Source organism: Taishania pollutisoli (assembly GCF_014518315.1).
GTDB lineage: Bacteria > Bacteroidota > Bacteroidia > Flavobacteriales_D > Crocinitomicaceae > Taishania > Taishania pollutisoli.
The window spans coordinates 33,712-57,610 of record NZ_JACVEL010000014.1 but is presented as its reverse complement, the minus strand read 5'-3'; the positions used below and the strand labels follow the sequence as shown (position 1 = coordinate 57,610).

At 42.1% G+C, this 23,899-nt stretch carries 21 protein-coding genes; 8 read left to right on the top strand and 13 right to left on the bottom strand.

Going from position 1 to position 23,899, the window contains the following annotated elements:
• The first annotated feature begins 8 nt into the window (after window positions 1-8).
• From H9Y05_RS14845 to H9Y05_RS14820, 6 genes are all read left to right on the top strand, one after another.
• Window positions 9-962, top strand: coding sequence for an arginase (locus H9Y05_RS14845; RefSeq protein WP_163492881.1), 954 nt, complete (start codon window positions 9-11; stop codon window positions 960-962).
• A gap of 14 nt (window positions 963-976) precedes the next feature.
• Window positions 977-2,875: an arginine--tRNA ligase gene (argS, locus tag H9Y05_RS14840; RefSeq protein ID WP_216714737.1), complete on the top strand. Its 1,899-nt coding sequence runs from the start codon at window positions 977-979 to the stop codon at window positions 2,873-2,875.
• A gap of 381 nt (window positions 2,876-3,256) precedes the next feature.
• Window positions 3,257-4,198: a GSCFA domain-containing protein gene (locus H9Y05_RS14835; RefSeq protein ID WP_216714736.1), complete on the top strand. Its 942-nt coding sequence runs from the start codon at window positions 3,257-3,259 to the stop codon at window positions 4,196-4,198.
• Window positions 4,199-4,308: 110 nt separating this feature from the next.
• Complete coding sequence (locus tag H9Y05_RS14830; protein ID WP_216714735.1) at window positions 4,309-6,117, top strand: ABC transporter ATP-binding protein; 1,809 nt, start codon at window positions 4,309-4,311, stop codon at window positions 6,115-6,117.
• A 91-nt stretch (window positions 6,118-6,208) separates the two neighbouring features.
• Window positions 6,209-7,447: a nucleoside recognition domain-containing protein gene (locus H9Y05_RS14825; RefSeq protein ID WP_163492877.1), complete on the top strand. Its 1,239-nt coding sequence runs from the start codon at window positions 6,209-6,211 to the stop codon at window positions 7,445-7,447.
• Window positions 7,448-7,451: 4 nt separating this feature from the next.
• Entirely contained in the window at window positions 7,452-7,937 is a 486-nt protein-coding gene (locus H9Y05_RS14820; protein WP_163492876.1) for a hypothetical protein, read from the top strand.
• Window positions 7,938-7,982: 45 nt separating this feature from the next.
• Here the strand turns inward: H9Y05_RS14820 and H9Y05_RS14815 are convergent, their stop codons facing one another.
• The 13 genes from H9Y05_RS14815 to H9Y05_RS14755 all read right to left on the bottom strand — a co-directional run bounded on the left by H9Y05_RS14815 (window position 7,983) and on the right by H9Y05_RS14755 (window position 19,658).
• Window positions 7,983-8,936 carry a DUF2279 domain-containing protein gene (locus H9Y05_RS14815; protein WP_216714734.1) on the bottom strand — a complete coding sequence of 318 codons (954 nt, stop codon included), beginning with the start codon at window positions 8,934-8,936 and terminating at the stop codon, window positions 7,983-7,985.
• A 74-nt stretch (window positions 8,937-9,010) separates the two neighbouring features.
• The gene (locus H9Y05_RS14810; RefSeq protein ID WP_163492874.1) at window positions 9,011-9,790 is read right to left on the bottom strand and encodes an enoyl-CoA hydratase/isomerase family protein; all 780 of its coding nucleotides are present in this window, start codon (window positions 9,788-9,790) and stop codon (window positions 9,011-9,013) included.
• 10 nt (window positions 9,791-9,800) lie between these two features.
• Window positions 9,801-10,343 (bottom strand): RNA recognition motif domain-containing protein, encoded by a 543-nt coding sequence (locus H9Y05_RS14805; RefSeq protein ID WP_216714733.1) that lies wholly within the window; start codon window positions 10,341-10,343, stop codon window positions 9,801-9,803.
• Between the two features lie 40 nt (window positions 10,344-10,383).
• On the bottom strand, window positions 10,384-11,343 hold the full coding sequence (locus H9Y05_RS14800) for a hypothetical protein (protein ID WP_163492872.1): 960 nt from the start codon (window positions 11,341-11,343) through the stop codon (window positions 10,384-10,386).
• A gap of 158 nt (window positions 11,344-11,501) precedes the next feature.
• Entirely contained in the window at window positions 11,502-12,836 is a 1,335-nt protein-coding gene (gene accC / locus H9Y05_RS14795; RefSeq protein WP_163492871.1) for an acetyl-CoA carboxylase biotin carboxylase subunit, read from the bottom strand.
• A gap of 74 nt (window positions 12,837-12,910) precedes the next feature.
• Entirely contained in the window at window positions 12,911-13,402 is a 492-nt protein-coding gene (accB, locus tag H9Y05_RS14790) for an acetyl-CoA carboxylase biotin carboxyl carrier protein (RefSeq protein ID WP_163492870.1), read from the bottom strand.
• Between the two features lie 39 nt (window positions 13,403-13,441).
• Window positions 13,442-14,431: a beta-ketoacyl-ACP synthase III gene (locus H9Y05_RS14785; protein WP_163492895.1), complete on the bottom strand. Its 990-nt coding sequence runs from the start codon at window positions 14,429-14,431 to the stop codon at window positions 13,442-13,444.
• Window position 14,432: 1 nt separating this feature from the next.
• Window positions 14,433-15,374: a phosphate acyltransferase PlsX gene (plsX, locus tag H9Y05_RS14780; RefSeq protein ID WP_163492869.1), complete on the bottom strand. Its 942-nt coding sequence runs from the start codon at window positions 15,372-15,374 to the stop codon at window positions 14,433-14,435.
• 24 nt (window positions 15,375-15,398) lie between these two features.
• Window positions 15,399-15,590 carry a 50S ribosomal protein L32 gene (gene rpmF, locus H9Y05_RS14775; RefSeq protein WP_163492868.1) on the bottom strand — a complete coding sequence of 64 codons (192 nt, stop codon included), beginning with the start codon at window positions 15,588-15,590 and terminating at the stop codon, window positions 15,399-15,401.
• A 22-nt stretch (window positions 15,591-15,612) separates the two neighbouring features.
• Complete coding sequence (locus tag H9Y05_RS14770) at window positions 15,613-16,185, bottom strand: YceD family protein (protein WP_216714732.1); 573 nt, start codon at window positions 16,183-16,185, stop codon at window positions 15,613-15,615.
• 168 nt (window positions 16,186-16,353) lie between these two features.
• Window positions 16,354-18,252, bottom strand: coding sequence for a T9SS type A sorting domain-containing protein (locus tag H9Y05_RS14765; protein ID WP_216714731.1), 1,899 nt, complete (start codon window positions 18,250-18,252; stop codon window positions 16,354-16,356).
• Window positions 18,253-18,401: 149 nt separating this feature from the next.
• A complete protein-coding gene (locus tag H9Y05_RS14760) occupies window positions 18,402-18,821 on the bottom strand; it encodes a hypothetical protein (protein ID WP_216714730.1) in 420 nt (139 codons plus the stop codon).
• Window positions 18,822-18,833: 12 nt separating this feature from the next.
• Entirely contained in the window at window positions 18,834-19,658 is an 825-nt protein-coding gene (locus H9Y05_RS14755; RefSeq protein ID WP_163492864.1) for an ABC transporter permease, read from the bottom strand.
• A gap of 174 nt (window positions 19,659-19,832) precedes the next feature.
• On the opposite strand from H9Y05_RS14755, the gene H9Y05_RS14750 reads away from it, so the two are divergent.
• Window positions 19,833-20,030 (top strand): hypothetical protein, encoded by a 198-nt coding sequence (locus H9Y05_RS14750; RefSeq protein ID WP_216714729.1) that lies wholly within the window; start codon window positions 19,833-19,835, stop codon window positions 20,028-20,030.
• Window positions 20,031-20,063: 33 nt separating this feature from the next.
• Window positions 20,064-23,858 (top strand): T9SS type B sorting domain-containing protein, encoded by a 3,795-nt coding sequence (locus H9Y05_RS14745; RefSeq protein ID WP_216714728.1) that lies wholly within the window; start codon window positions 20,064-20,066, stop codon window positions 23,856-23,858.
• Window positions 23,859-23,899 lie beyond the last annotated feature (41 nt).

The following is a 23,899-nucleotide window of genomic DNA, read 5'->3' as shown; positions in this document are numbered from 1 at the left end:
TAAATTGTATGGAAAATATTAAATTCATCATCAACCGATCAGAAATAACGGCAGGAACACGTGGTGCATCACTGGGACCTGACGCATTGAAAGTTGTCGCCTGGAAACAAGGCAGCACCATATTCGGAAAATACCCGATCGAAGAAATAAAAGATGCGAACCATTACCTGAACAGACCAATCATTCACCAGTATGCCAAGCGCATTGAAGGATTGACCTTTATTTATGATCAGGTAGCACAGGCGATAAAATATTCGCTTTCACACAGCCAATTCCCTATTGTCTTGTCCGGGGACCACGGATCAGCCGGAGGAACGATTGCCGGAATCAAAGCCATGTACCCGGAAAAACGATTGGGAGTTATCTGGGTCGATGCGCACGGAGATCTACACACTCCTTACACCACTCCGTCTGGTAACATGCATGGAATGCCACTTTCCACCGCGTTGGGAGAAGATAATTTGGAGGTACAACGCAACTTTATTCCCGAAGAGACCAAATCATTGTGGGAAAAATTGAAAAACACAGGTTTCCCCGGTGCAAAAGTACGTCCGGAAGATTTAATTTTTGTTGGTGTACGGGATGTAGAACCGGAAGAAGTCGCATTGATGGAACGATTGAATATCCGGAATTTTCCGGTGGATGAAGTCAGGCGCAAGGGTGCGGGAATTGTCGCAACCGAAATCGGACAGTTGTTGGAGAATTGTGACCTGATCTACATTTCGTTCGATGTGGATTCAATGGATCCGGAAGAAACCAGTCACGGAACGGGAACACCGGTTCCGAACGGTTTGTCGGTTGCAGAAACAAAAGAACTATTGACAAAACTGGTTGACACACCAAAACTGGCTTGTTTCGAACTGGTAGAAATCAACCCGTGCCTGGATGAAAAAGTAAACAAAATGGCAGAAACTGCCTTTGAAATTTTAGAAGAAGTAATTGCAGTAATTGCAACAACATAACGTAATACAAATTAATGGAAAATCTCATTAAATCAAAGATTTTAGAAAACTCCGAAGCCTTATTCGGTACAGTAGTTGACGAACAGTTCATTCAATTCCAAAAAACAAGAAAAGATGTTCAGGGAGATTTGACGCTGGTCATTTTCCCGTTCGTTAAATTGTTGCGCTGTAATCCGGCTGATGCAGGAACAAAAATCGGAGAATTCCTGGTAAAAGAGATTCCTTCTATTGGTGGATATGAAGTTGTCAACGGATTCCTGAATTTAGTAATCGCCGACAACTTCTGGTTGGATCAATTAAAAGAGATGCACACTAACCCGGACTTCGGGCTCGCAGCTCCTGGGTCCAAACCAACAATCATGGTGGAATATTCTTCTCCAAACACCAACAAGCCATTACATTTAGGGCATTTAAGAAACAATTTCCTGGGGTATTCCGTTGCCGAAATTTTAAAGGCAAACGGTCATACTGTTGTAAAAACACAAATTATCAACGACCGGGGAATTCACATCTGCAAAAGTATGCTGGCATGGGAAAAATTCTCTCCGGTAAATGCAAAAGGGGAACGTGAAACTCCTCAAAATACAGGAATCAAAGGAGACAAATTAGTCGGAAAGTACTACGTTGAATTTGATAAACGTTTCAATGCAGAAGCAAAAACAATTATTGCAGAATGGGAAAACGGGGCATTTGACGGCTATTCTTCCGCTGTTAAGGAGGAATTTATCCGCCTGACCGAAGCAAAGGCAGGAAAAGATGAAAAAGCAGTCAAAGGAATCGATGATAAAATCAAAGACCTGGCAAAAAACCAAACGACATTGTTGCGTGAAGCAAAAGATATGCTCGTAAAATGGGAAGCACGTGATCCGCAGGTATACTTGTTATGGACGACCATGAACAGCTGGGTATACGAAGGATTTGGTGTTACCTACAAAGAAATGGGAGTTGATTTTGACAAGTTGTATTACGAATCCGATACCTTCCTGTTAGGGAAAGACATCGTTATTGAAGGTTTGAACAAAGGTGTTTTCTTCAAAAAAGAAGATGGTTCGGTATGGATCGATTTGACAGCAGACGGACTGGATGAAAAACTGGTGCTACGTTCAGACGGCACTGCTGTGTACATGACACAAGATATGGGAACAGCCGTAGACCGTTTCAACGACTACCCTGATTTGTCAGGAATTGTTTATACCGTTGGAAACGAACAGGATTATCACTTCAAAGTCTTGTTCCTGATCCTGGAAAAATTAGGTTATTCCTGGGCAAGCAACTGTTTTCACCTATCGTACGGAATGGTTGACCTTCCGGAAGGGAAAATGAAGTCGCGTGAAGGAACCGTCGTGGATGCAGATGACCTGATGGCGGAAGTTGTTGAAAGTGCAACGGAAATGACAAAGGAGCGCGGACACATTGAAGGACTTTCTTCTGAAGAACTGGAAAAGTTATGTAAAATGATCGGACTGGGCGGACTCAAGTACTTCCTGTTGAAAGTAGACCCGAGAAAACGCATGAAATTCAACCCGGCAGAATCAGTAGAGTTAAACGGGAACACCGCTCCGTTTATTCAATATACACATGCGCGGATTCAATCGTTGCTTGCAAAATCAGGAACCGAATTAACCGATGTCAATCCTTCCGGAATTAACGAGTCAGAAAAAGAAATCATCAAACAATTGACCGAATTTCCGTCTGTTATACAAGAAGCAGGAAGAGATTATTCTCCGTCAGTAATTGCGAACTACACCTATGAACTGGTAAAAACATACAACCAGTTTTATCAATCGGTGTACATTCTGAATGAACCGGATGAAAGCTTAAAAATGTTCCGACTGGCATTGAGCAGCAATGTGGCAAAAGTCATCAAAACAGCAATGCGTTTACTGGGAATTGATGTTCCAAACAGAATGTAAGAAAAGAATCATACAATTTGCAAAAAACTCCGTAGTACATCCTATGGAGTTTTTTTATTCCCGTACACCGAATCTGTATTCAACTATATTTCAACACATTTCTATCAATATGATCGACTGTTTTCCTGACCGGTTGATTTCAACATACAACATTAACAATACGCACAAAACGACGCCAATTAATTTTAACATTTTTTTGTTTAAAAAATTTCTCCAAACTGATTTAATGGCTTATCTTTGTACCATCTGAATAACACAATTCATAGTTGTAGTTTTTGGGTTTTATAGTTTTAGCATGGTTTAGCGAAAAGAGGAAGTAATTACATAGGTTTTACTTCCTCTTTTTGTTTATGCCGTTTCAACTACATTTCAATACAGACAATGGATCAATTTTTTCTCAATTTCTCTATCCCTTCATCCACCGTTTCTTTTCAACATGGTGATCAACTGGTGTTAACCGGCAGCTGTTTTTCGGACGAAATATCAACCAAACTCCGCAATGCGGGACATTCGGTGTATTCCAATCCGCACGGCACCATCTTTCATCCCTCGGTACTTGCCTTCAACCTGATGGACTGCCTCAATGAACAACCTGACACACGTATTTTTGAACGCGACGGACGGTTTTATACCTGGAATGCAAGTACATTGATTTCTGCGTCCTCAGAACAAGCACTCCAGGAAAAATTAATGGCTGTAAAAACGGAATTAAGAAACCGGCTCAGCAACGCAAAACTGCTGATTGTTACATTTGGAACAGCATGGGGGTACGAACTCAATGAAACAAATGAAATTGTAGCCAATTGCCACAAAATGCCGGCACAACACTTCACAAAATTTCTTTCAAGTCCATACGAACTGGTCCAAGACTGGATTTTGGCCATTGAACAATTGCGTTCGATCAATCCGGAGATTCATATTGTATTTACGGTAAGTCCTGTTCGCCACAGTAAAGACGGCCTGGTTGAAAACAATTTGTCCAAAGCGCGGTTGCTGGAGGCCGTTCATCAATTGGTACTGGAAGAAAACACCTCTTACTTCCCTTCGTATGAACTGGTCATTGATGTATTGCGTGACTATCGTTTTTTCAAAGAAGACCGGGTACATCCGACTGAAGAAGCAATCAATTTTGTGTGGAAGCAATTTGAAGCAACGTATTGCACACACGCAACAACCGACTTGAACAGATCGGTAGAAAAAGTAAATAAATTGGCGCAACACCAGCCCACCCGACAGGAAGAAACGCACCTGGAATTGATTTCCTCCAGGAAAGCAGCGTTGTCAGAAAAGAACCCTGAGATTTATTGGGAACAGGCCGAATGATGTAAAAATTCACTCCTGAACATTTCTCATCACAAACCTGCAACTTTTGACAATCTCATGACAATTGATGCTGTAGAAATAACTACTTTCGCACCAAAATTCACAGAGCAATGATGCGCCCTAAAAAAAAGAAGGAAGAAAGGGTAAAAATTACCAAAGAGAGCTTACAAACAGCAAAAGGAATCTTCGCATATCTGAGGCCTTATAGTGGTTCGTACATAATCGGGTGGATTTTTCTCGTCCTTTCAACAGGCGCAGGCTTTGCTTTCCCCTACCTGATGGGACAGTTACTGGGCGGCACCTCCACTGAACCAATGTCGATGACCTCCTCTATCTCCGCAATCAACCTGTCCAATATCAATTCGGTTGCATTCGTACTGTTGATCTTGTTCATCGGGCAGGCGGTTTTTTCGTATTTCCGGGTCGTATTGTTTACCAATGTAACGGAAAATGCTTTGAGAGATGTCCGAAACGATGCGTTCCAAAAGCTGATCTACATGCCGATGGATTTTTTCAATGCGAATAAAGTCGGTGAATTAACCAGCCGTATTTCCAACGATATTACTCAAATTCAGGAAACACTTCGTACAACAGTTGCTGAGTTTTTCAGGCAATTGGTTGTTGTCATCGGAGGAGTTGTACTGCTCTTTTATTTCTCCTGGAAACTCGCCCTGATCATGCTGGCAACTGTGCCGGTAATGGCAATCATTGCTGTTATCTTCGGAAAATACATTAAAAGACTATCCAAACAGGCACAGGATTATTCCGCTGAAAGTAATTCCATCCTGGAAGAAGCGTTGATGGGAATTGCCAATGTAAAATCATTTACCAATGAATTATTTGTATTCGGAAAGTTTAAAAAATCCACACAGGAGATTCGCAATCTGAATGTCAAAAGCGGATTGTGGCGGGGAGCCTTTATTTCCTTTATTATTTTTTGTCTGTTCGGAGCAATTGTCTTCATCATCTGGCAGGGGTTACTGATGACGCAAGGACCAAACCCAGAACTGGCCACAGGAGATTTTTTCTCGTTTGTAATGTACACCGTAATGATGGGAGCTTCGGTCGGTTCCTTACCGGAACTGTACGCCGGGATTCAAAAATCGGTTGGCGCAACGGAAAACCTGATGTTGATCATCAACAAGCAATCAGAACGAGAGATGAATACCGGGAAACAAAAGCCGGAAATCACGGGGAAAGTTACCTTTGACAATGTTGGATTTGCCTATCCGCAACGTCCGGATGTGACGGTATTGAAACATGTTTCATTCAAGGCGAACAGCAATGAGACAATCGCCTTTGTAGGGCAATCAGGAGCTGGGAAATCAACAATGGCATCGTTGATTTTAAATTATTATCCGTTGCTCAAAGGAAGCATTACGTTTGATGGTGTAAATGCCAACGATATTGACCTGGAATACCTCCGTTCACACATCGCTATTGTCCCACAGGAAGTCATTTTATTTGCGGGAACAATCCGGGAAAATATTTTATTCGGAAACCCTGATGCAACGGAAGAACAAGTCATTGAAGCGGCGAAACAAGCCAACGCGTTTGATTTCATCACTTCGTTTCCTGAACAATTTGAAACACAAGTCGGGGACCGGGGAATTCAGCTTTCCGGCGGGCAAAAACAACGCATTGCCATTGCAAGAGCTATTTTGAAAAATCCAACCATCCTGATTCTGGACGAAGCAACTTCTGCGTTGGACAATGAATCGGAAAAACTGGTACAAGACGCACTTGATAAATTAATGAAAGGACGTACCAGTTTCGTGATTGCACACCGCTTGACAACGATCCGAAAAGCAGACAAAATTTTTGTTCTCAACAATGGTGAAATTGTAGAGACCGGAACCCATAACGAGCTATTGGAACAAAAAGGCGTTTATTCAGGGTTGGTGGAAATTCAGAAATAAATTACCGAAAAATCACTTTTCCATACCCTTCTGTTTATAGTTTTCCTGCACGTATTTCTTTTTCTTTCATTAATTTACTGAAATTCGTTACATGTTATTGAATCGAATTTTTATCGCAATGTTCATTATACCATTCGTTGTGGCATTGTGTAAATTAATTTTCTGGGCAGATGTCGACGTATTTGACAACATGGTCAATGCGCTTTTCTCAGCGGCAAAAAGCGGATTTGAATTTTCATTATTCCTCACAGGTGCGTTGTGTTTGTGGATGGGAATCATGAAAATCGGGGAAGAAGGCGGAGCTGTTCAATTGCTTTCCAAAGCAGTCTCTCCCCTGTTTTCTAAATTGTTCCCTGAAATTCCGAAAAATCATCCTGCAGTAGGATCCATTATGATGAATTTCAGTGCCAACATGCTCGGACTTGACAATGCCGCAACACCGATCGGGTTGAAAGCAATGAAAGAGATGCAGGAGTTGAATCCGGACAAAGAACGTGCATCCAATGCGCAAATCATGTTTTTGGTGATCAACACAGCTGGTTTGACCGTTATTCCCGTTTCCATTCTCGCTTTTCGTTCCGCCGCAGGCTCCATGAATCCTTCGGAAGTTTTTATTCCCATCCTGTTCACTACATTTTTTACGGTGCTTTTTGGTATACTAATCGTTGCGATTAAACAACGCATCAATATCTTTAATAAAGTCATTTTGGCCTATCTGGGAGGGATGGCAGCCCTGGTCATCGGCTTGTTGTTATTCATTATCAACCAACCACAGTACACCGAATTGATTTCAAAGGTGGGGGGAAACCTGTTTCTTCTGGGAATCATCGTGTTATTCATTTCCCTGGCTATTCGTAAAAAAGTAAACGTATACGATTCCTTCATTGAAGGAGCCAAAGGCGGTTTCCAGGTAGCCATTAATATCATCCCATACCTCGTTGCCATCTTAGCTGCGATTGCACTGCTGCGTTCTTCCGGAACATTAGATGCCTTCCAGGACGGGATTAAATGGTGCCTGCATTCCATCGGTGTTTATGCCGACGCTGTTGTCGATGCATTACCGGTTGCCTATATGAAAACATTCAGCGGTTCCGGGGCAAGGGGATTGATGCTTGAACTATTCGATACCTACGGCGTCGATTCGTTTACCGGGAAACTGGCCGCAACGTTCCAGGGAAGTACCGAAACCACTTTTTATGTACTGGCCGTTTATTTCGGTTCCGTAAAAATTACCAACACCCGATATGCCGCCGGAGCGGGGATATTAACAGATATTGTCGGTGCAATAATCGGGATTATTATTGCGTTTATTTTTTATCAATATACTTAGTTAAATGGCGGGATTTTTCAAAAAAAACAGGGCACGAACAGTTGATCCTTCTCAGGTGAAATCAACACCGTTGAAATCAATTGACTACGATCCGAAGATTATTCTTGCCTGGTCCAAAGCCGTTGAAGGGAATGATGATATCATGCTGTGGTTAAAGGAAAACGGGTATATGGAATTGTTCATGGCAACGTATGCCATTTACCTGAAAGACGAAGCCCGCGACTGGTTACAGCAAAACGGGTATGCTCACTTATTGGCATTTATCAATGCCGCTGAGGGGAATGAATCTGCTCAAAAGTGGCTGCAGGTACACCAGTTTGATCTGCTCTACCACATGGCACTCGCTATTGAAAATGAAGAAGAAAGCTGGATCTGGTTGCGCCGGCATTCAAGTCAGGATATTTTTCTGCTGACGACGATTATCAAACAGGTCAAGGATAAAATAGAAGAGAATCATAACGATATTCACAGTTTCAGAAAGGATTTATAGGTGCACATTGTCATATCGGCATATCGTAATATTGCGATATCAGCATCAAAAATAAATCCACTCTCCTCTCCATTGATTTCCTGTCAGGATAAGTGTCGGGAATGGTAATTTGAGATAATTAAATTGTTTAACAATTGCTTTTAGCCACGGTTTCTTTATCGGTAATTTACTAAAATCAATATCCAAGGAAAATAAGACCTGTCGCTTTGCGTGAAATGTCATTGATTCTCCGTTCTGAACAACCGTATACGAATTATCAAGACCATGTAATTTCCCGTCAATTCCATAACCGACAGACACACACAACCATTTCGGGAATTTTGTGTTCTTCATGAACGACCCCGGACTGATACTCATCCAGTAGGTCTGTCCGTTATAGTCTTTCAATAAACGTTCCGGAAATGTTTCTCCCAAAGTGCCCGGTCGGTACTGCGCGTAAAGACTGTTACGGTACGAGAACTTCAAAACAAACCGTTGTTCCTTCCATGCCAGTTGCTGTGCCAGGTACAACCCGGAACCGAGTGTATTGGCTCCCATGTCGCTCCAGGAGAACCCCCAGTCTTTTCCGGTGGCATCCAGGCTTTCCAGGGTAAATAAGTACCCCACGCCTACCCCGAAGCCCATCCAGGCGGCCGTATTGTTTTTCCATCCCGCCCATTGATACAGGTAACCTGTTAACTGTGAAATTTTATTGGCTGTATACAAATGTCCCGCCTTGTCCATTTGCAACCATTCTTTTGAATCATCAAATGTGTGCCAGGGAGATCGTTCCATTCCTTTGTACCAGATTTGTGACAAACCGGCCATACTTCCACCCCAGACCACTCCGATTCCGACAGAGACACCGATGGTTCTTCCTTTATTTATCGGCGGAAGGGGAATGTGTGAAGCGGTATCTGAATGCACTTCGGTGGTATCTTCCTGACCGGACACATGTGTTTGAGCATGCCCTTCCAGACAGCTTATGAATAAAACGGTTATCAGGATTCTCCAAAACACAGAACGAAAGTACAAAAAAAATCCCCCGGCAGTTAATTACCGGGGGAGATTCACCTATAAGGTTATAACTATTATTATTTTTTCTTAAATTGGTTAATTGCGTTAACTGTGAAATCGCTCAGCACTAAATGTCCGCTCATTCCCGCACGTTCAGCCAATAGTTGATCCCAGTTTTCTGTTCCTTGCCAGAAAATTTGTTTCAACATCGCCATTGCCTCGGGATTTGATTTTGCCAGGCGGTTAGCCAATGCATCAATCTCTGCATCCATTTCTTCTGCCGATTCAAACACGTCTGTGTACAACCCTTTCTTTTGTGCCCATTCAGCAGAACGCCACTCGGTAGCGTTGATTGCCAATTCACTCATCGCAGAAAGACCGACTTTACGTTCAACTGCAGGGCCTACAACAAACGGACCGATACCAACTGCCAGTTCAGACAATTTAACTTCGGCATATTTCGTCGCCAGACAATAGTCAACAGCAGAAGCGATTCCAACACCTCCCCCGACAGCTTTTCCATGAACGCGTCCGATGATGAATTTCGGTGCTTTTCTGCACGCGTTGATCACTTTTGCAAACCCGGAAAAGAACTGTTTTCCTGTTTCCAGATCTTTTATAGAGATCAATTCATCAAAACTTGCTCCGGCGCAAAACGCTTTTTCTCCCGACGAACGCAATACAATGACTATTACCTCTTTGTTTTGTCCCAATTCGGTAATTGTATCTGCCAGTTTTTGTAAAATTTTCCCCGGCAGGGAATTACTCAGCGGGTGTCCGAATTCAATGGTTGCGATTCCGCTTTCTGCAATTGTATATTCAACATGCCCCTGGTCAATAGCTGTTTCTGCTGACATCTTCTTATTTTTATTCGTTATCTTCCGGTTTACGGGTTACTCTTTCAACTTTCTCATAGCGTTTTTCCCCTTCCGACCCCGTATTGGATCTTCTCGGACGCATTACACGTGTCGGTTCTGAAGAAGAGGAAGAAGTGTTGCGGTCACCACTGTTTCGATTGTCACGGTTATCGCGGTTATAACCTCCGCCACCACGGTTATCTCTGTTGTAGTTTCCACCTCCTTTGTTAAAACCGCCTTGCTTAAAGCCTGCTTTTTTCTGGAACGGTTTTTTCTCCGGTTTCTTATCTTCTTTCTTCGGGCGGTTTGCTTTTGGCGAAGCAATTTTCACGTCGATGGCACGACCGTTGATTTCCATTCCGTTCAAGGCAGTAATTGCTGCAATTGCTGCTTCAGCACTTTCCATCTCCACATAGCCATATCCGCGTGATCGTTTTGTATCCTTTTCAAATACCACATGCGCATAATGTACATCACCAAAAGTTGAAAAAGTAGTCTTCAAATCTTCAGAGGTTATTGTCCAATCAAGATTTGCAATAAAAATATTAATCATCTAGCACTAATTTGTTATACCTAAAATTTATTTTACTTGCTTATTTTAATGTAAAGCTGTCTTTACCGATCAAGGTACCATCACAGTAAATTTTCACTGTATAGTTTCCTTTTTGAGCTTCCTCCCCTCTTAAATCGTAGTAGATCGCCATGCTCACGGCTTCACCTGTGTAGTCTACATCTTTTTTATCAGAGTATGCAACGCTTCCCTGATCTGTAGAAACGACATTGGATGTTCTGCTTTGGAAAATTGTTCCGTCCGGTTTAGTAATTTGCATATAAACAGCCTTGTTTCCTTTGTCTGCAATCGGATTGGCGCCAATTGAGAATGAGGATTTGATTTGTACTGTATTTTTTGCTTTATCCGTTGCAGTTGTTGTACTGTTTAGTTTTGAGCGCAATGCACCTGATGAGAATCCGTACGCTTGCAACTTACTTCCTTCTTTCACACGCGCAGCAGACTCTTCAGCCGTTTGTTTGTACGTGTCTCTTTCCGAAGTTGTTGTTGTCAATTCGGTACGTGTCTGATCTAAATCGGATGTCAACTTCAGGTTCAACGTGTTCAACGAGTCAATCTGATGAACATATCCTTTCATGATGTTTCTCAGTGTTTCGTTTTCACGACGCATTTTTGCCAACTCGGCAGCGGTCCATTTACCACGCTCAACTTTATCCAGCAATTCTTTGATCTGCGTTCGTTGCGCATCGATCTCGGCAGCCTGCTCAGCATTCAAATCACCTTGTTCTTTTGCTTTTTTCTCTAACGCATTGTAGGTTTCCAACATGTTCTTCAAATCGGAAGACAAGTCTTTGGTTACCTCCCCGGTATATTCAGACAACATTGATTCCATCATTGCCATCTGTTCATTACTTTCACTTAACTCTGACCGGGTGGATGACCATAGAAAGGTCATTACACCGATACCTGCTAAAAGAAGTATTACAACCAATGTGTTTAATCCACTTTTCTTGGTCGAGGTTTGTTGCTCTAATTCTGACATAATCTAAAAATTTAAAAATTTACCTAATTAATTTACTTACCAAAACAAATGTATGTTTACTGAATTTAACTAACAAAGAAAGTTTACAATTATTTCAATGCTTTAACATAAATTATAAAATTAAAACAAAAAACAAACGCTAACCTACTGTTTATCAATTAAAATTCAAAGGTCTCCATAAATTTGGTAGTGAAATTCCCCTTTCTGAAATCTTCGTTATCCATTAATTTCTGATGGAAAGGGATGGTTGTTTTAATTCCTTCGATGATGTATTCATCCAAAGCACGTTTCATTTTCAGAATTGCCTCTTCACGTGTCTGAGCGACAACGATCAGCTTGGAAATCATGGAGTCGTAGTTCGGTGGAATAACGTATCCTGAGTACACGTGTGTGTCGATGCGGACACCATGTCCTCCCGGTGCATGATAGGTTGTAATTTTCCCCGGAGACGGTCTGAAATCAGCATACGGGTCTTCCGCGTTGATACGGCATTGGATTGCGTGCATCTGCGGATAATAATTGTTTCCGGAAATTTTTTCTCCTGCTGCGATTTTGATTTGCTCCTTGATCAAATCGTAATTCACAACTTCCTCGGTAATCGTATGTTCTACCTGAATACGGGTATTCATTTCCATGAAATAGAAGTCACGGTTTTTATCTACGAGGAACTCAATTGTCCCAACACCTTCATAATTCACGGCTTTGGTTGCTTTCACTGCGGCCTCTCCCATTCGTGCTCTCAGTTCTTCGGTCATAAACGGAGACGGTGTTTCTTCTACCAGCTTCTGGTGACGACGTTGGATGGAACAGTCACGCTCTGACAGGTGACATGCATTTCCATATTGGTCACCGGCAATCTGAATTTCAATGTGACGTGGTTCTTCGATGAATTTCTCCATGTAAATTCCATCGTTTCCAAAAGCAGCTGCAGCCTCCTGGCGAGCAGAATCCCATGCCGATTCAATGTCTTCTTCTTTCCAGACAATCCGCATTCCTTTTCCACCACCTCCGGCTGTTGCCTTCAGGATAACCGGGTATTTGATTTTCTTTGCTGTTTTCTTTGCGTCTTCGACATCTTTCAACAATCCTTCCGATCCCGGGATACATGGTACACCTGCAGCGATCATTGTCGCTTTGGCACTTGCCTTATCTCCCATGGATGCAATCTGTTCAGGAGTTGCCCCGATGAATTTAATCCCGCTTTCCTGGCATACTTTTGAGAATTTCTCATTCTCAGAAAGAAATCCATATCCCGGATGGATCGCATCTGCATTTGTAATTTCCGCAGCTGCAATGATATTCGGAATACTCAAATATGATTTACTACTCAATGCAGGTCCGATACATACCGCTTCATCCGCAAAGCGTACCGGTAAACTATCTTTATCGGCAGTTGAATATACTGCAACTGTTTTAATTCCCATTTCCTTACATGTTCTGATGACACGCAAAGCAATTTCACCTCTGTTGGCAATCAATATCTTTTTAAACATAACCTTTGTGATTGATGTATAAATACAAAAAGGAGACTATCACAGCTCCTTTTTTATAATTTCTTTCTCTTTAATTAAGCAGGATCAACAAGAAACAATGGCTGATCGTATTCTACAGGTGACGCATCGTCAACCAATACCTTCACAATCTTACCACTTACCTCTGATTCAATCTCATTAAACAATTTCATTGCTTCAATGATACAAACCGTATCTCCTTTATTGATTGTCTGTCCTACAGAAACAAACGCATCTTTATCCGGTCCCGGTGAACGGTAGAAAGTACCAATCATAGGTGATTTAACCGTAATCAAATTTGAGTTTTCCGTGTCTGCAGGGGCAGCAGCAGGAGTTGCAGGAGCTGTCGGTGCAGCAGTTGCCGGCAATGCGACTGGAGCGGCAGCCAATTGCTGAACAGCAGGAGCTGCAGCCTGAACTAAAATCTGACGCTCTGTTTCCTGAGCAGCTTTGATTGTAATTTTGAAATCTTTTTGCTCGATTTCAACCTCAGTTACACCAGCTTTCGCTACAAACTTAATTAAATCTTGTATCTCTTTAATGTTCATTTTTCGATTAATTTAACGTGTTAAATATAACTATTATTTTTAAGAATTGTACGCCCAGGTTAAATAAACGGCCCCCCATGTAAAACCACCTCCGAAAGCAGACAAAATCAATGTATCTCCTTTTTTCAACTGGCTTTCATAGTCCCAAAGACACAACGGTAATGTTCCCGCTGTTGTGTTTCCGTATTTCTGGATATTGATCATTACTTTTTCTTTCGGCAAGCCCATTCGTTCTGCCGTCGCATCAATGATACGCAGGTTTGCCTGGTGAGGAACCAACCAATCGATGTCTTCACTTTTCAGGTTGTTCTTTTCCATGATTCGGGCAGATACTTCCGCCATGTTCGTCACCGCAAATTTGAAAACGGTCTTTCCTTCCTGTTTTACGTAGTGCATGCGTTTTTCAACTGTTTCAACAGAAGCGGGATTCAAAGAACCTCCTCCCGGTTGCAGCAAATAATGTCTTCCGGCACCATCTGAATGCAACAGGAAATCTTTCACTCCGTATCCTTCTTCATTCGGTTCCAACAGTGCAGCACCACCTCCGTCACCAAAAATCACACACGTTGTGCGGTCCTGGTAATCGAGAATAGCTGACATTTTATCAACACCGATGACAATTACTTTTTTGTAACGTCCTGTTTCAATGAATTGTGCACCTGTTGCCAATCCGTAAATAAATCCCGAACAAGCGGCAATCAGGTCATATCCCCAGGCATTTTTCATCCCCAGTTTATCACACACAACATTCGCAGTACTTGGAAACGGATAATCCGGAGTAACTGTTGCTAAGATTACCAGGTCAATCTCTAACGGATCAATGTTTTTCTTTTTCAGCAACCCGTCTACCGCAGCGGCAGCGATATCAGAAGCTGCACCGTCTCTCAAGATGCGTCTTTCCTTGATTCCCGTACGCGTAGTAATCCATTCATCGGACGTATCCACGAATTTAGCCAGGTCTTCATTGGTCAATACTTCTTCAGGCACATACCCCTGGATTCCGGTTATTGCTGCTGTAATTTTACCCATATCAATTGAATGCTTCATTTATCTTGGCAGATAAGCCGGAGCTGGCAACTTCATAGGCATGTTTGATCATGTTTTTCACAGCAATATCATTCGAAATACCGTGTCCGATGATTACATTTCCTTTCACGCCAAGCACCGGGGTACCTCCGTAATTTTCATAATTGAACCGATTAAAGTACTCATCGTCTTTCACTCCCCGTTTTCTCAGGAGTCCGTAAAGACCTTCCGCTTGCTTTAATACAATGTTCCCCGTGAATCCGTCACATACGACAACATCTGCTTTTCCGAGAAACAAATCCCGTCCTTCAATGTTACCAACAAAATTCAGGTCATCCGATTCTGCCAGCAACTTATGTGTTGCAACGGTCAACAAATTTCCTTTTGATTCTTCTTCGCCAATGCTCAGCAGTGCCACCCGCGGATTCTCGATTCCGTATACGTGCTTCGAATACAGTGATCCGACAACTGCAAACTGATACAATACATCCGGTTTACAGTCCGCATTTGCACCAACATCCAGCAGGATTGCCTGTGTTCCGTCGATGGACGGCAGAACAGAAGTAATGCACGGACGAATAATTCCGGGAATGGTATTGACTTTATAGATTGCACCAACAAGCATTGCTCCGGTATTACCGGTACTTGCAAATACATCAATTTGTTTGTTTGCCAACAGATCGAATCCTACAGCGATGCTACTGTTCGGTTTCTGCGGAATGGCTCTTGTCGGATGATCGTGCATGGTGATCACATCCGGAGCATGGACGATTTCAAAATCGTCCGGGTTTGCACCCAATGCAGAAAGGCCACTAAAGATCTGATCTTTGTCGCCTATTAAAACCAGCGTAGTATCCGACGGAAGTTCATTCTTAGCAAGGACTGCTCCGGAAAGATTTGCATCCGGAGCAAAGTCACCGCCTAAAATATCTATTCCTACCTTCATAAAGAAGTATGTTTAAACAGTTAATTAAACTGCTACTTCTTTTTCAGCAACTACTTTTCCTTTGTAATACAATTTACCCTCATGCCAGTATGCATGGTGGAACAAATGTGGCTGACCTGTGGTCGGGCATGTTGCAATATTATCAGCTACTGCCTTGAAGTGTGTTCTTCTCTTGTCTCTTCTTGTTGTAGAAACTCTACGTTTAGGATGTGCCATTTTACTTTATTTATATAAACTTTTAATTCAAATTCTTCAAAACTGACCAACGCGGGTCGATACCTCCATCCGGATCATCGTCGTCGTCGCTCTCATCTTCCCAATCTTCATCGTCGAAGTCTTCGTCGTCCCAACCCTCGTCATCCCATTCTTCTTCATCCTGGGGGTTTAACAAGTATTGATTCAACGCTTCCACCATTTCTTCATTGCATGCGCCTTCTTCATGAATCATTCTCACCGGTAGTGAAACCGTGATTAATTCATACATATGCGGTGCAACGTCCAACTCGTATGCCTCAGGAGGCAACACGATCAGTGTTTCGTCATCCGACTCTTCCGTACTCAGTTTAAAAACCAACTGAAAAGAACCTTTGACAGGAACATTCAACGGATCGTTGCATCTGTCACAATTAGCAGAAACAACTCCTTCGCAGGAGAATGTCCCTATCATCATTGTTTCTTTTTTCTCAAGCACCAAATCCACATGTACGTCACCGCTGTGAATGATTGAATACTCGAATTCTTCAAAGAACGCATCAGAAATGTCAAACTCAAATGTGTGACTTCCTAATTTCAAACCTATGAAAGGTATCACAAATTCACGTTTACTTTTCGCCACTTTAACAAAAAATTGGACGGCAAAGGTAATCATTTTAACTTAGGAACAAATCAATTTGTCAGTTTTTTTCTTTTAAATGTAATTTTGAATACTAAGCCTATCATTACACCCTATAGTTCTATCAAAATTTGCTGATTATTTCATTCATTCAGAATGCGTTCGTGTAATTTTTAAATACCTGTAATCATTTGAACTAAAATTCACTTGCAAAAAGTACATCCCTACAGGTATTTCACCTAAATAAAGAAGAATTTCTTCTTTTGCGTATTCAAGATAAGTTACTGGAAGTTCTTTTCCATTTACATCCATCAACTTTATCGCTTCTATAGGAGTCACACTGCGAATTGTTAGCTTATCTGTTGTAGGATTCGGAAATACCAACAGATCATTATCCATGTATTGTTGATCAATGCCCAAATTGAGAATATTCAAATTTAATGTTACAACAGAATCACATCCCATAGCATTTATTAATGTATGGGTAGCCGTATGGTTATCCTCATAATAAGTTTCCCCGTCAATCCACTGATAAGGCCCTCCTACTGATTGAACATCAATACCTGTTGTAATACAGGATCCGAGTTTTAAAATAAAAATGTTCCCCCCTAAGGTAGATTGAGCCCAACCTTCGTCTGGACTATCACCAAAATGAATTGGATGATTATCTTCATTCTGTAAGCCTATTGAATAATCTCCAACCAATATTACATTTTGATTGTTATCTACAATAATTGCTCTGGGGGTATCATACTTCAATGTTTCATACGTCTTTACCCATCTGAATTGTCCTGTTTCGCTTATACAATATACGATAATATCAGTCCACCCTGTTGAATATATCCTTTCTTTATCATCCTGGGGTCCTACTTCAATAAAACCATTAAATGGTGAAGCCAGATATATATTATTATAATCGTCTGTTACAGGCAACTGAAATAAATACCCCAATGTCCCTTTGTAATCAATTACCCATTCAAAACTACCCTCTGATGATAATTTTAGCAAAAAAATAGCTGCATATTGTTCTGAAGAAAGCTCATAGACCTCTTCACCTAAATCAAAATAAATTGTTGAGCCGTAAGTACCTGTCAGCACAACTGCACCTTTAGAATCTGTTGCCACTTTCACAGCATTCAACTGTTTTTCGATAAATTTTACCCAAATAAAATCTCCGTTGTTCGTTAGCTTCAGTAAATAGGTGCTAAATTCATCCAATGGAGCCTTCAATACCTCACCTGATCCCGGATCAAAATCAGTTACATCGTAGAAAAATTGTCCCGTCAATATAAGATCTTGGTGAACATCCATTGTTATGTCGTTAACATCTCCAAGTCCAGTAGACTCAAGTGTCCGAACCCATTCCAACGCACCATCTACTGTCCATTGCATAATATACACATTCTCGTACCCGCCCATTGCAGAACGCTCTTCAACTCCTGAATCGGGATCAAAGTCTACAGTACCTCTAAAATTTCCTGCAATGTATATTTTCTGATTTGAACCTACAATCATTCGATTTAATTCAAGCCCGTTTTGTAAATCAACATTATCTAATGTTTTAACCCATACAAAATTTCCGTCGGCATCAAGTTTAAGTACAAAATTATCATGTAAATCCGCAGGAAAAGATGTCAGTAGATACTCTCCATCACCAGGGTCAGCATCGATTGTCCCTATAAAAGTGGAGGTAATATAAACATTCCCATTAGCATCTGATGTAATTTGTGGTCGAAAAAAACTTAATGTATGATCATATTTTATTGCTTTCACCCATTGAAACTCACCTTCGGGGGAGAGTTTCTGAATGAAAAGATGTGACTCTTCTACTGTCAATTCAGTTATTCCCACACCCGGGTCAAAATCAACAGTCCCTGAAAAATCACCAACTGTAAAAATATTATTGTCTTTGTCTGTACAAACATTATAAATCCCGTCACTCTCAGTAACATCACTCCCCAAGGAACGCACCCAATCGAACGTATGTGTTTGGCTATAGATAATAAACGGGAATAAAAAAAGCGTTGTTTGGTATATTTTTTTCATAAGTAAATGTTTTGAATTTAAACGAAAGGTATGACATTCAAATTTTCTTTTCCTTCCTCATTTATTCAAAACATATTCTTGTTGATTAAACGCAACTTTTTAACATACGAATACAAAATGGTGAGAGTTGCATAACCTCATTCATGAAGTTATTGACTTGTCACCCTTCTCATTCTCCAGGAACCTCTGTCAAAATATTGTTCAGATTCTTCATCATTGATCTTCACCTCTTCCACCAGTATCTCCCACTCTCCTTCCCATGTGCCTGTTTCCTGATTAAAGGTTCCGTCATAAACTACTTCGTGTCCTTCCGCTTCAAAATCGAAAAACAGAGAACCATCTTCCAGTTCATCGTATTGAAAGGGGTATTTTTTCACAAAAGAAATGTGGTATTCATCAATAAAACCTTTCACCGTTCCCTTCTCCCCCGTGATCCCTGTAAATTCATCTTCCGAGAATTCACCGCGAAAACTTCCGTCTACAAATTCAGCATCGATGGTAAAACCATATTGCTCTGTCTTGTCAAATTCAATATTATAACAATAAAATCCCTGCCAACTGACTTTCATCGAATCCTTTTATTACACGTAATCAGCCATTTCGTCTTCTACTTTACGGAAGTAAAACAAGCTGGAAATAAATAGAAAAAGTACCATGATCAGAGACACCCAAAACAGTCCTCCCGGGGCTTCGCCACCAAACAGAGACCATCGGAATCCCTGGATCACACCGGCCATCGGATTGAGAAAATACAAGGTAGAAGCCCATTTCGGCAAATGTTGCACCGCAAACTCAGCCGGGTAAGCAACCGGAGTCACATACAACCCGATCTGAACAATAAAGGGAACAACATGTTGAAAATCGCGGTAACGAACGGTTAATGCACTCAACCATATTCCGGCCCCAAGCGCTGCCAGCATTCCGATCAAAATAAACACAGGAGCCAGCCACGCATTCGATGACGGCATCACCTGATAATACACCATGAGTACAATCAGAATCAGGAATGTAATTGCGAAATCAATCAATCCGACCATTGCCTTGGACAACGGAATAATCAACCGGGGAAAATAAATCTTCTTAACCATCCCCTGATTTGCAATAATTGAATTACCTGAATTGGTTAACACATAGGCAAAATACGCCCAAATACTCATTCCTGAAACAGTATATAACAAATGCGGAACAGGTGTTTCTACCCCAACAAACTGACCAAAAACCATGGATAAAATGATAATGGTGACAACCGGCTGTAAAAATGCCCACACCAATCCGATGGTTGTTTGCGCATAACGTACCTTAAAGTCTCTCCAGGAAAGGGTCAGGAATAAATCCTTGTACCGGATCAGCTCTTTCAGATCGGGGAAAATACTTTTCTTACCTGCTTTAATAATGGTTTTATGCATTTGTTTCAACTATTTTGAACAACAAAACTAACGAAAATAGCATCAATGGAGCAGTCCTGCTGTAATTATGTTTTTTTCTTAACAAACGGATCGTCATTTCGTTAAACACTGCTTTTTCATGCAGCCTTTTAGAAATACCTGCGTTATTATTGTGAATTTGAATTACATCTATTAATGAAAACAGCTGTATTGACTACGCATACTTCTACTTCATTCTTTCACGTTTCTCAAAAGGAGAAACAGCAAAAACGGGTCGGTATCCAATTGTTTTTTCCGGAACATTCTCCATTCATTGCATTTTATTCCTCTTTCTTTTACAGGAATCCGATCAATTTTCCTCCCGAAAAAATAAAAAACTCAACCGTACAATAAAATAACAACACTAATTATTTGAATCTATTAAAAATGAAAGTAAACACCCCTCTTATTTCTGCTTTTTTTTGTTTTAGTTCTTTATTTTCCGTTCATTCACAATGCGAAATAACAGCAACAGCAAATCCGACTCAAATTTATTGCGGACAGAGCACTACGTTAACTGCTTACGGAATCGGTTCCGGAACAGTGGTCATGAATGAAAGTTTTAACTCCGGATTCGGTCCGGGATGGAGCGGCACACCAGGAGCAACCAGCTTTTCCAACCCTTGCTCTCCGGGAGGTGTAGACGGAACGCCGCATGCCTGGATGGATGCCAATACGAGTGTACCCCGGACACTGACATCCGCTCCCTTTAATATTTCTTCCGCAACTGCGGGAGTAACGATCTGTTTTGATTTATTGTTTGCTACACAAGGTGGAAATGCCCCCTGTGAAGGGCCGGACGAACCGAATGAAGGAGTTTATTTCCAATACTCTACAAATGGAGGCACAACCTGGACAACCATTCATTATTTTGATCCGGACGGTGGATACAATACACCTTATACCAGCTGGAATAACTGGTGTTTCCAGATTCCTGCCGCAGCCATTACCTCCAATACCATGTTCCGCTGGCACCAGACAGCCGATTCAGGAGCTCAATACGATCACTGGGGAATTGACAACGTGCAGATTGTACAGAATGATGTGAACGCGGAAGTTGTGTGGGGACACGACGGATATTCATACGGAACGGGAAATTCCGGAGGAGCAAACCCCACTCCGGTTTCGCCGACTACGACTACGACTTACCCCGTAACAATTACTACCGGCACAGGACAAACATGCACGACAAATGTAACAGTTATTGTTTTGGATCCGGTCTATGGGGTAGATGTTACCGCAAACCCCACGACTATTTGCGTTGGAGATTGTGCGGATATCACAGGAACAGCTTTCCAGGTATTGGATCCGGGAGGGATTGAGACTTATGAGAATAACGAATTTGAGTTAGTTGTTTCAACATCAACTTCCGTCAATATCAATGTTCAGGGAATTAATTCCAGCAGCATTTACGATGGATTGATTCAGAACGTAACCATCAACGGGTTTAATTTTTCAGGAACATTCATTTGTACCTCATTTACAGGATGTAACTGTAATGGTTCACAAATCGGTATTGGTCAGACATGTAACATCAATACGTCCGGATTTACCGTTACACTGACTTCTCCGGGAGGTTGCCAGATTGTCCTTGCTCCTGCGAATTCCGCTACGGGTAATTACAACAGTACTGTTTTTGTGCCGGTGGGAGGAACAGGAATCGGAGGAGGGTTTCCTGCAGGAGGTCCCTGGGCTCCGAATCAACCGTTTTCAAATTTAAACGGATGTGATCCGAACGGGGTCTGGACGCTGACATTCAGTTCCCCGGGATTCGGAATCGGAGGCGGAATGTTAACCGGTTGGAGCATTACCTTTGATGACCCTCCGATCCATGCCCCTGTTACAACAACGTGGGCTCCGACAACGGGACTTTCCAATCCGAATGATATCAACACACAGGCATGTCCGACCAACAGCACCAATTATGTTTTGACGGTTGCAAACTCCAACCCTGGCTGCCCGACACATACTGAAACAATTGCCATTACGGTTGATCCGTGCGGGGGATGCATTCCACCGGCGGTTACCATCAATCCATTGACAGCATGTGCACCTGCAACATTGAACCTTGCAAACGCGATCGATCCGGCGAGTCAACCGGCAACACTGTCTTATCACGCGTCCCAAGCAGATGCACAGAATGACGGACCAACGATTTCAACAACGGTAACCACTTCCGGTACATATTGGGTGCGCATTGAAGACCCGAATGATCCGACCTGTTTCACGACGCAACAGATTACTGTCAACATAGCAACTTCTCAGGATGCTTCATTTTCATTCAATGATTTCTGTTTTGGAACAACGAACGGACCGACAGGAATTGCAACATCAGGAGGAACATTTGCATTTAGTCCTGCGTCAACAGACGGAGCTACGATTAATGCTTCCACAGGAGTGATTTCCAACGGAGTAGCAGGAACAACGTATTCAGTGCAATATACTGTCGGAACAGGTTCATGTGCTGCTTCACATACAGAATCCGTTACTGTTTTGGTCAATCCGACACCAATTATCAACGGAAATGTCAGCTATTGCAATTCAACGGGAGTAATACTGGATGCAGGCACCGGTTATACGAATTATTCCTGGTCCACCGGAGAAACAACACAAACAATTACAGCTACGGCTCAAACAGGTCTTACCGTAACCGTTACCAATGCAAACGGATGTACAGCGACCAGTCCGGCAGTGACCATTACCGCAGGAAATGTGACGTTACAAACCGTCAATACCACGGCTCCGGATTGCAATCAAAATAACGGGTCCATTGAAGTCAGTGCATCTGGTGGAGACGGCAATTATCAGTACATCATCAACGGAGGCACACCTGTGACCACTTCTGTTTTCAACGGGCTCCCGGCAGGCTCCTACACCATTGAGGTGCAAGACGGAAGTGGCGTTTGCAACGACCAACTGACGGTTAATCTTGTTAATAACTCAGGTCCCGCTATCACTGCGGTCAGCTCAACCAACATCAGTTGCTTTGGTGAAGGCGACGGAACGATTACTGTAACGGCAAATGGTACTGCTCCGCTCACTTATGCATATTCTGCCGGCACATCGGTTATAGCAACCAACGCAACAGGTACTTTTTCCAATGTATCTCCGGGAAGCTATACCGTAATTGTTTCTGATGCTGCGAATTGCTTATCAACGCAAACAGTCCTGATTACAGAACCAGCAGCACTTACACTTACATATGCGACCACTCCTGAAACGTGTGAAAATGCGTGTGACGGAACTGCAAATTGGCAGGTACAAGGTGGGATAGCACCATTGATTCAGACATTCAATGGAGCTCCTTCCAACGGAACCGGAGAAAATTCGTTGTGTGCAGGAAATTATCCACTGATGATTACGGATGCAAATGGCTGTATCGCTTCACAAGCTATTGCAATCAATTCAGGCAGTCAAATCGACATCGGAACGATCTCTGTTACACAGGACGGCTGTTCTGAAGTATGCAGCGGTTCCATTGTTGCAACCACACCAGATGCTACATCCTACTCACTAAACGGAATGACCAATACGACGGGAGTATTCCCTGATTTGTGTGCGGGGATTTATCAGTTGACAGTATTAAACAATTCCGGTTGTACTTCTTCAACAACCGTAACCATTTATTCGGAAGCCTCTCCGACAGCTGACTTTGGTTTCAACCCAATTAATCCGACTGTTTTTGACACGGACATCGATTTTATCAACTATTCCGGGGGTGCATCTACATACTACTGGGAGATTTCAGATTTATCCACCGGTTATTTTTATTCGACAAGTGATCCGCATTTCGATTTAACGCTTCCTTCCGATACCGCTCATTACACTGTATGCCTGATCGCATATTCGGATGCAGGCTGTTCCGACACGTTGTGCAAAGAATTAGTTGTACTGGACGATATTATGATTTACGTTCCGAACACCTTTACTCCTGACGGAGATGAATTCAATCAATCGTTATTTATCTATACAAACGGAATCGATCGGTTCAATTTTGAATTTCAGTTATTCAACAGATGGGGAGAACTGATCTTTGAAACAAAGGATCCTTCTGTCGGATGGGATGGTACTTATAATGGTTCCCTGGTCCAAAGCGGAACATACACCTGGAAAATGGCTGTAAAAGCAACACACATCGATTACCGAAAAACATTGACAGGACATGTGAACGTATTGAGATAATAAATAACAACTACTACATCCTCAAAAACTCCTTCATTGCA

Bases quoted from the DNA above. Each gene is read 5' to 3' on its own strand.
- H9Y05_RS14845 (WP_163492881.1), top strand. From the start codon at position 9: ATGGAAAATATTAAATTCATCATCAACCGATCAGAAATAACGGCAGGA.
- argS (WP_216714737.1), top strand. From the start codon at position 977: ATGGAAAATCTCATTAAATCAAAGATTTTAGAAAACTCCGAAGCCTTA.
- H9Y05_RS14835 (WP_216714736.1), top strand. From the start codon at position 3,257: ATGGATCAATTTTTTCTCAATTTCTCTATCCCTTCATCCACCGTTTCT.
- H9Y05_RS14830 (WP_216714735.1), top strand. From the start codon at position 4,309: ATGATGCGCCCTAAAAAAAAGAAGGAAGAAAGGGTAAAAATTACCAAA.
- H9Y05_RS14825 (WP_163492877.1), top strand. From the start codon at position 6,209: ATGTTATTGAATCGAATTTTTATCGCAATGTTCATTATACCATTCGTT.
- H9Y05_RS14820 (WP_163492876.1), top strand. From the start codon at position 7,452: ATGGCGGGATTTTTCAAAAAAAACAGGGCACGAACAGTTGATCCTTCT.
- H9Y05_RS14810 (WP_163492874.1), bottom strand. From the start codon at position 9,790: ATGTCAGCAGAAACAGCTATTGACCAGGGGCATGTTGAATATACAATT.
- H9Y05_RS14805 (WP_216714733.1), bottom strand. From the start codon at position 10,343: ATGATTAATATTTTTATTGCAAATCTTGATTGGACAATAACCTCTGAA.
- H9Y05_RS14800 (WP_163492872.1), bottom strand. From the start codon at position 11,343: ATGTCAGAATTAGAGCAACAAACCTCGACCAAGAAAAGTGGATTAAAC.
- accC (WP_163492871.1), bottom strand. From the start codon at position 12,836: ATGTTTAAAAAGATATTGATTGCCAACAGAGGTGAAATTGCTTTGCGT.
- accB (WP_163492870.1), bottom strand. From the start codon at position 13,402: ATGAACATTAAAGAGATACAAGATTTAATTAAGTTTGTAGCGAAAGCT.
- H9Y05_RS14785 (WP_163492895.1), bottom strand. From the start codon at position 14,431: ATGGGTAAAATTACAGCAGCAATAACCGGAATCCAGGGGTATGTGCCT.
- plsX (WP_163492869.1), bottom strand. From the start codon at position 15,374: ATGAAGGTAGGAATAGATATTTTAGGCGGTGACTTTGCTCCGGATGCA.
- rpmF (WP_163492868.1), bottom strand. From the start codon at position 15,590: ATGGCACATCCTAAACGTAGAGTTTCTACAACAAGAAGAGACAAGAGA.
- H9Y05_RS14765 (WP_216714731.1), bottom strand. From the start codon at position 18,252: ATGAAAAAAATATACCAAACAACGCTTTTTTTATTCCCGTTTATTATC.
- H9Y05_RS14760 (WP_216714730.1), bottom strand. From the start codon at position 18,821: ATGAAAGTCAGTTGGCAGGGATTTTATTGTTATAATATTGAATTTGAC.
- H9Y05_RS14755 (WP_163492864.1), bottom strand. From the start codon at position 19,658: ATGCATAAAACCATTATTAAAGCAGGTAAGAAAAGTATTTTCCCCGAT.
- H9Y05_RS14750 (WP_216714729.1), top strand. From the start codon at position 19,833: ATGAAAACAGCTGTATTGACTACGCATACTTCTACTTCATTCTTTCAC.
- H9Y05_RS14745 (WP_216714728.1), top strand. From the start codon at position 20,064: ATGAAAGTAAACACCCCTCTTATTTCTGCTTTTTTTTGTTTTAGTTCT.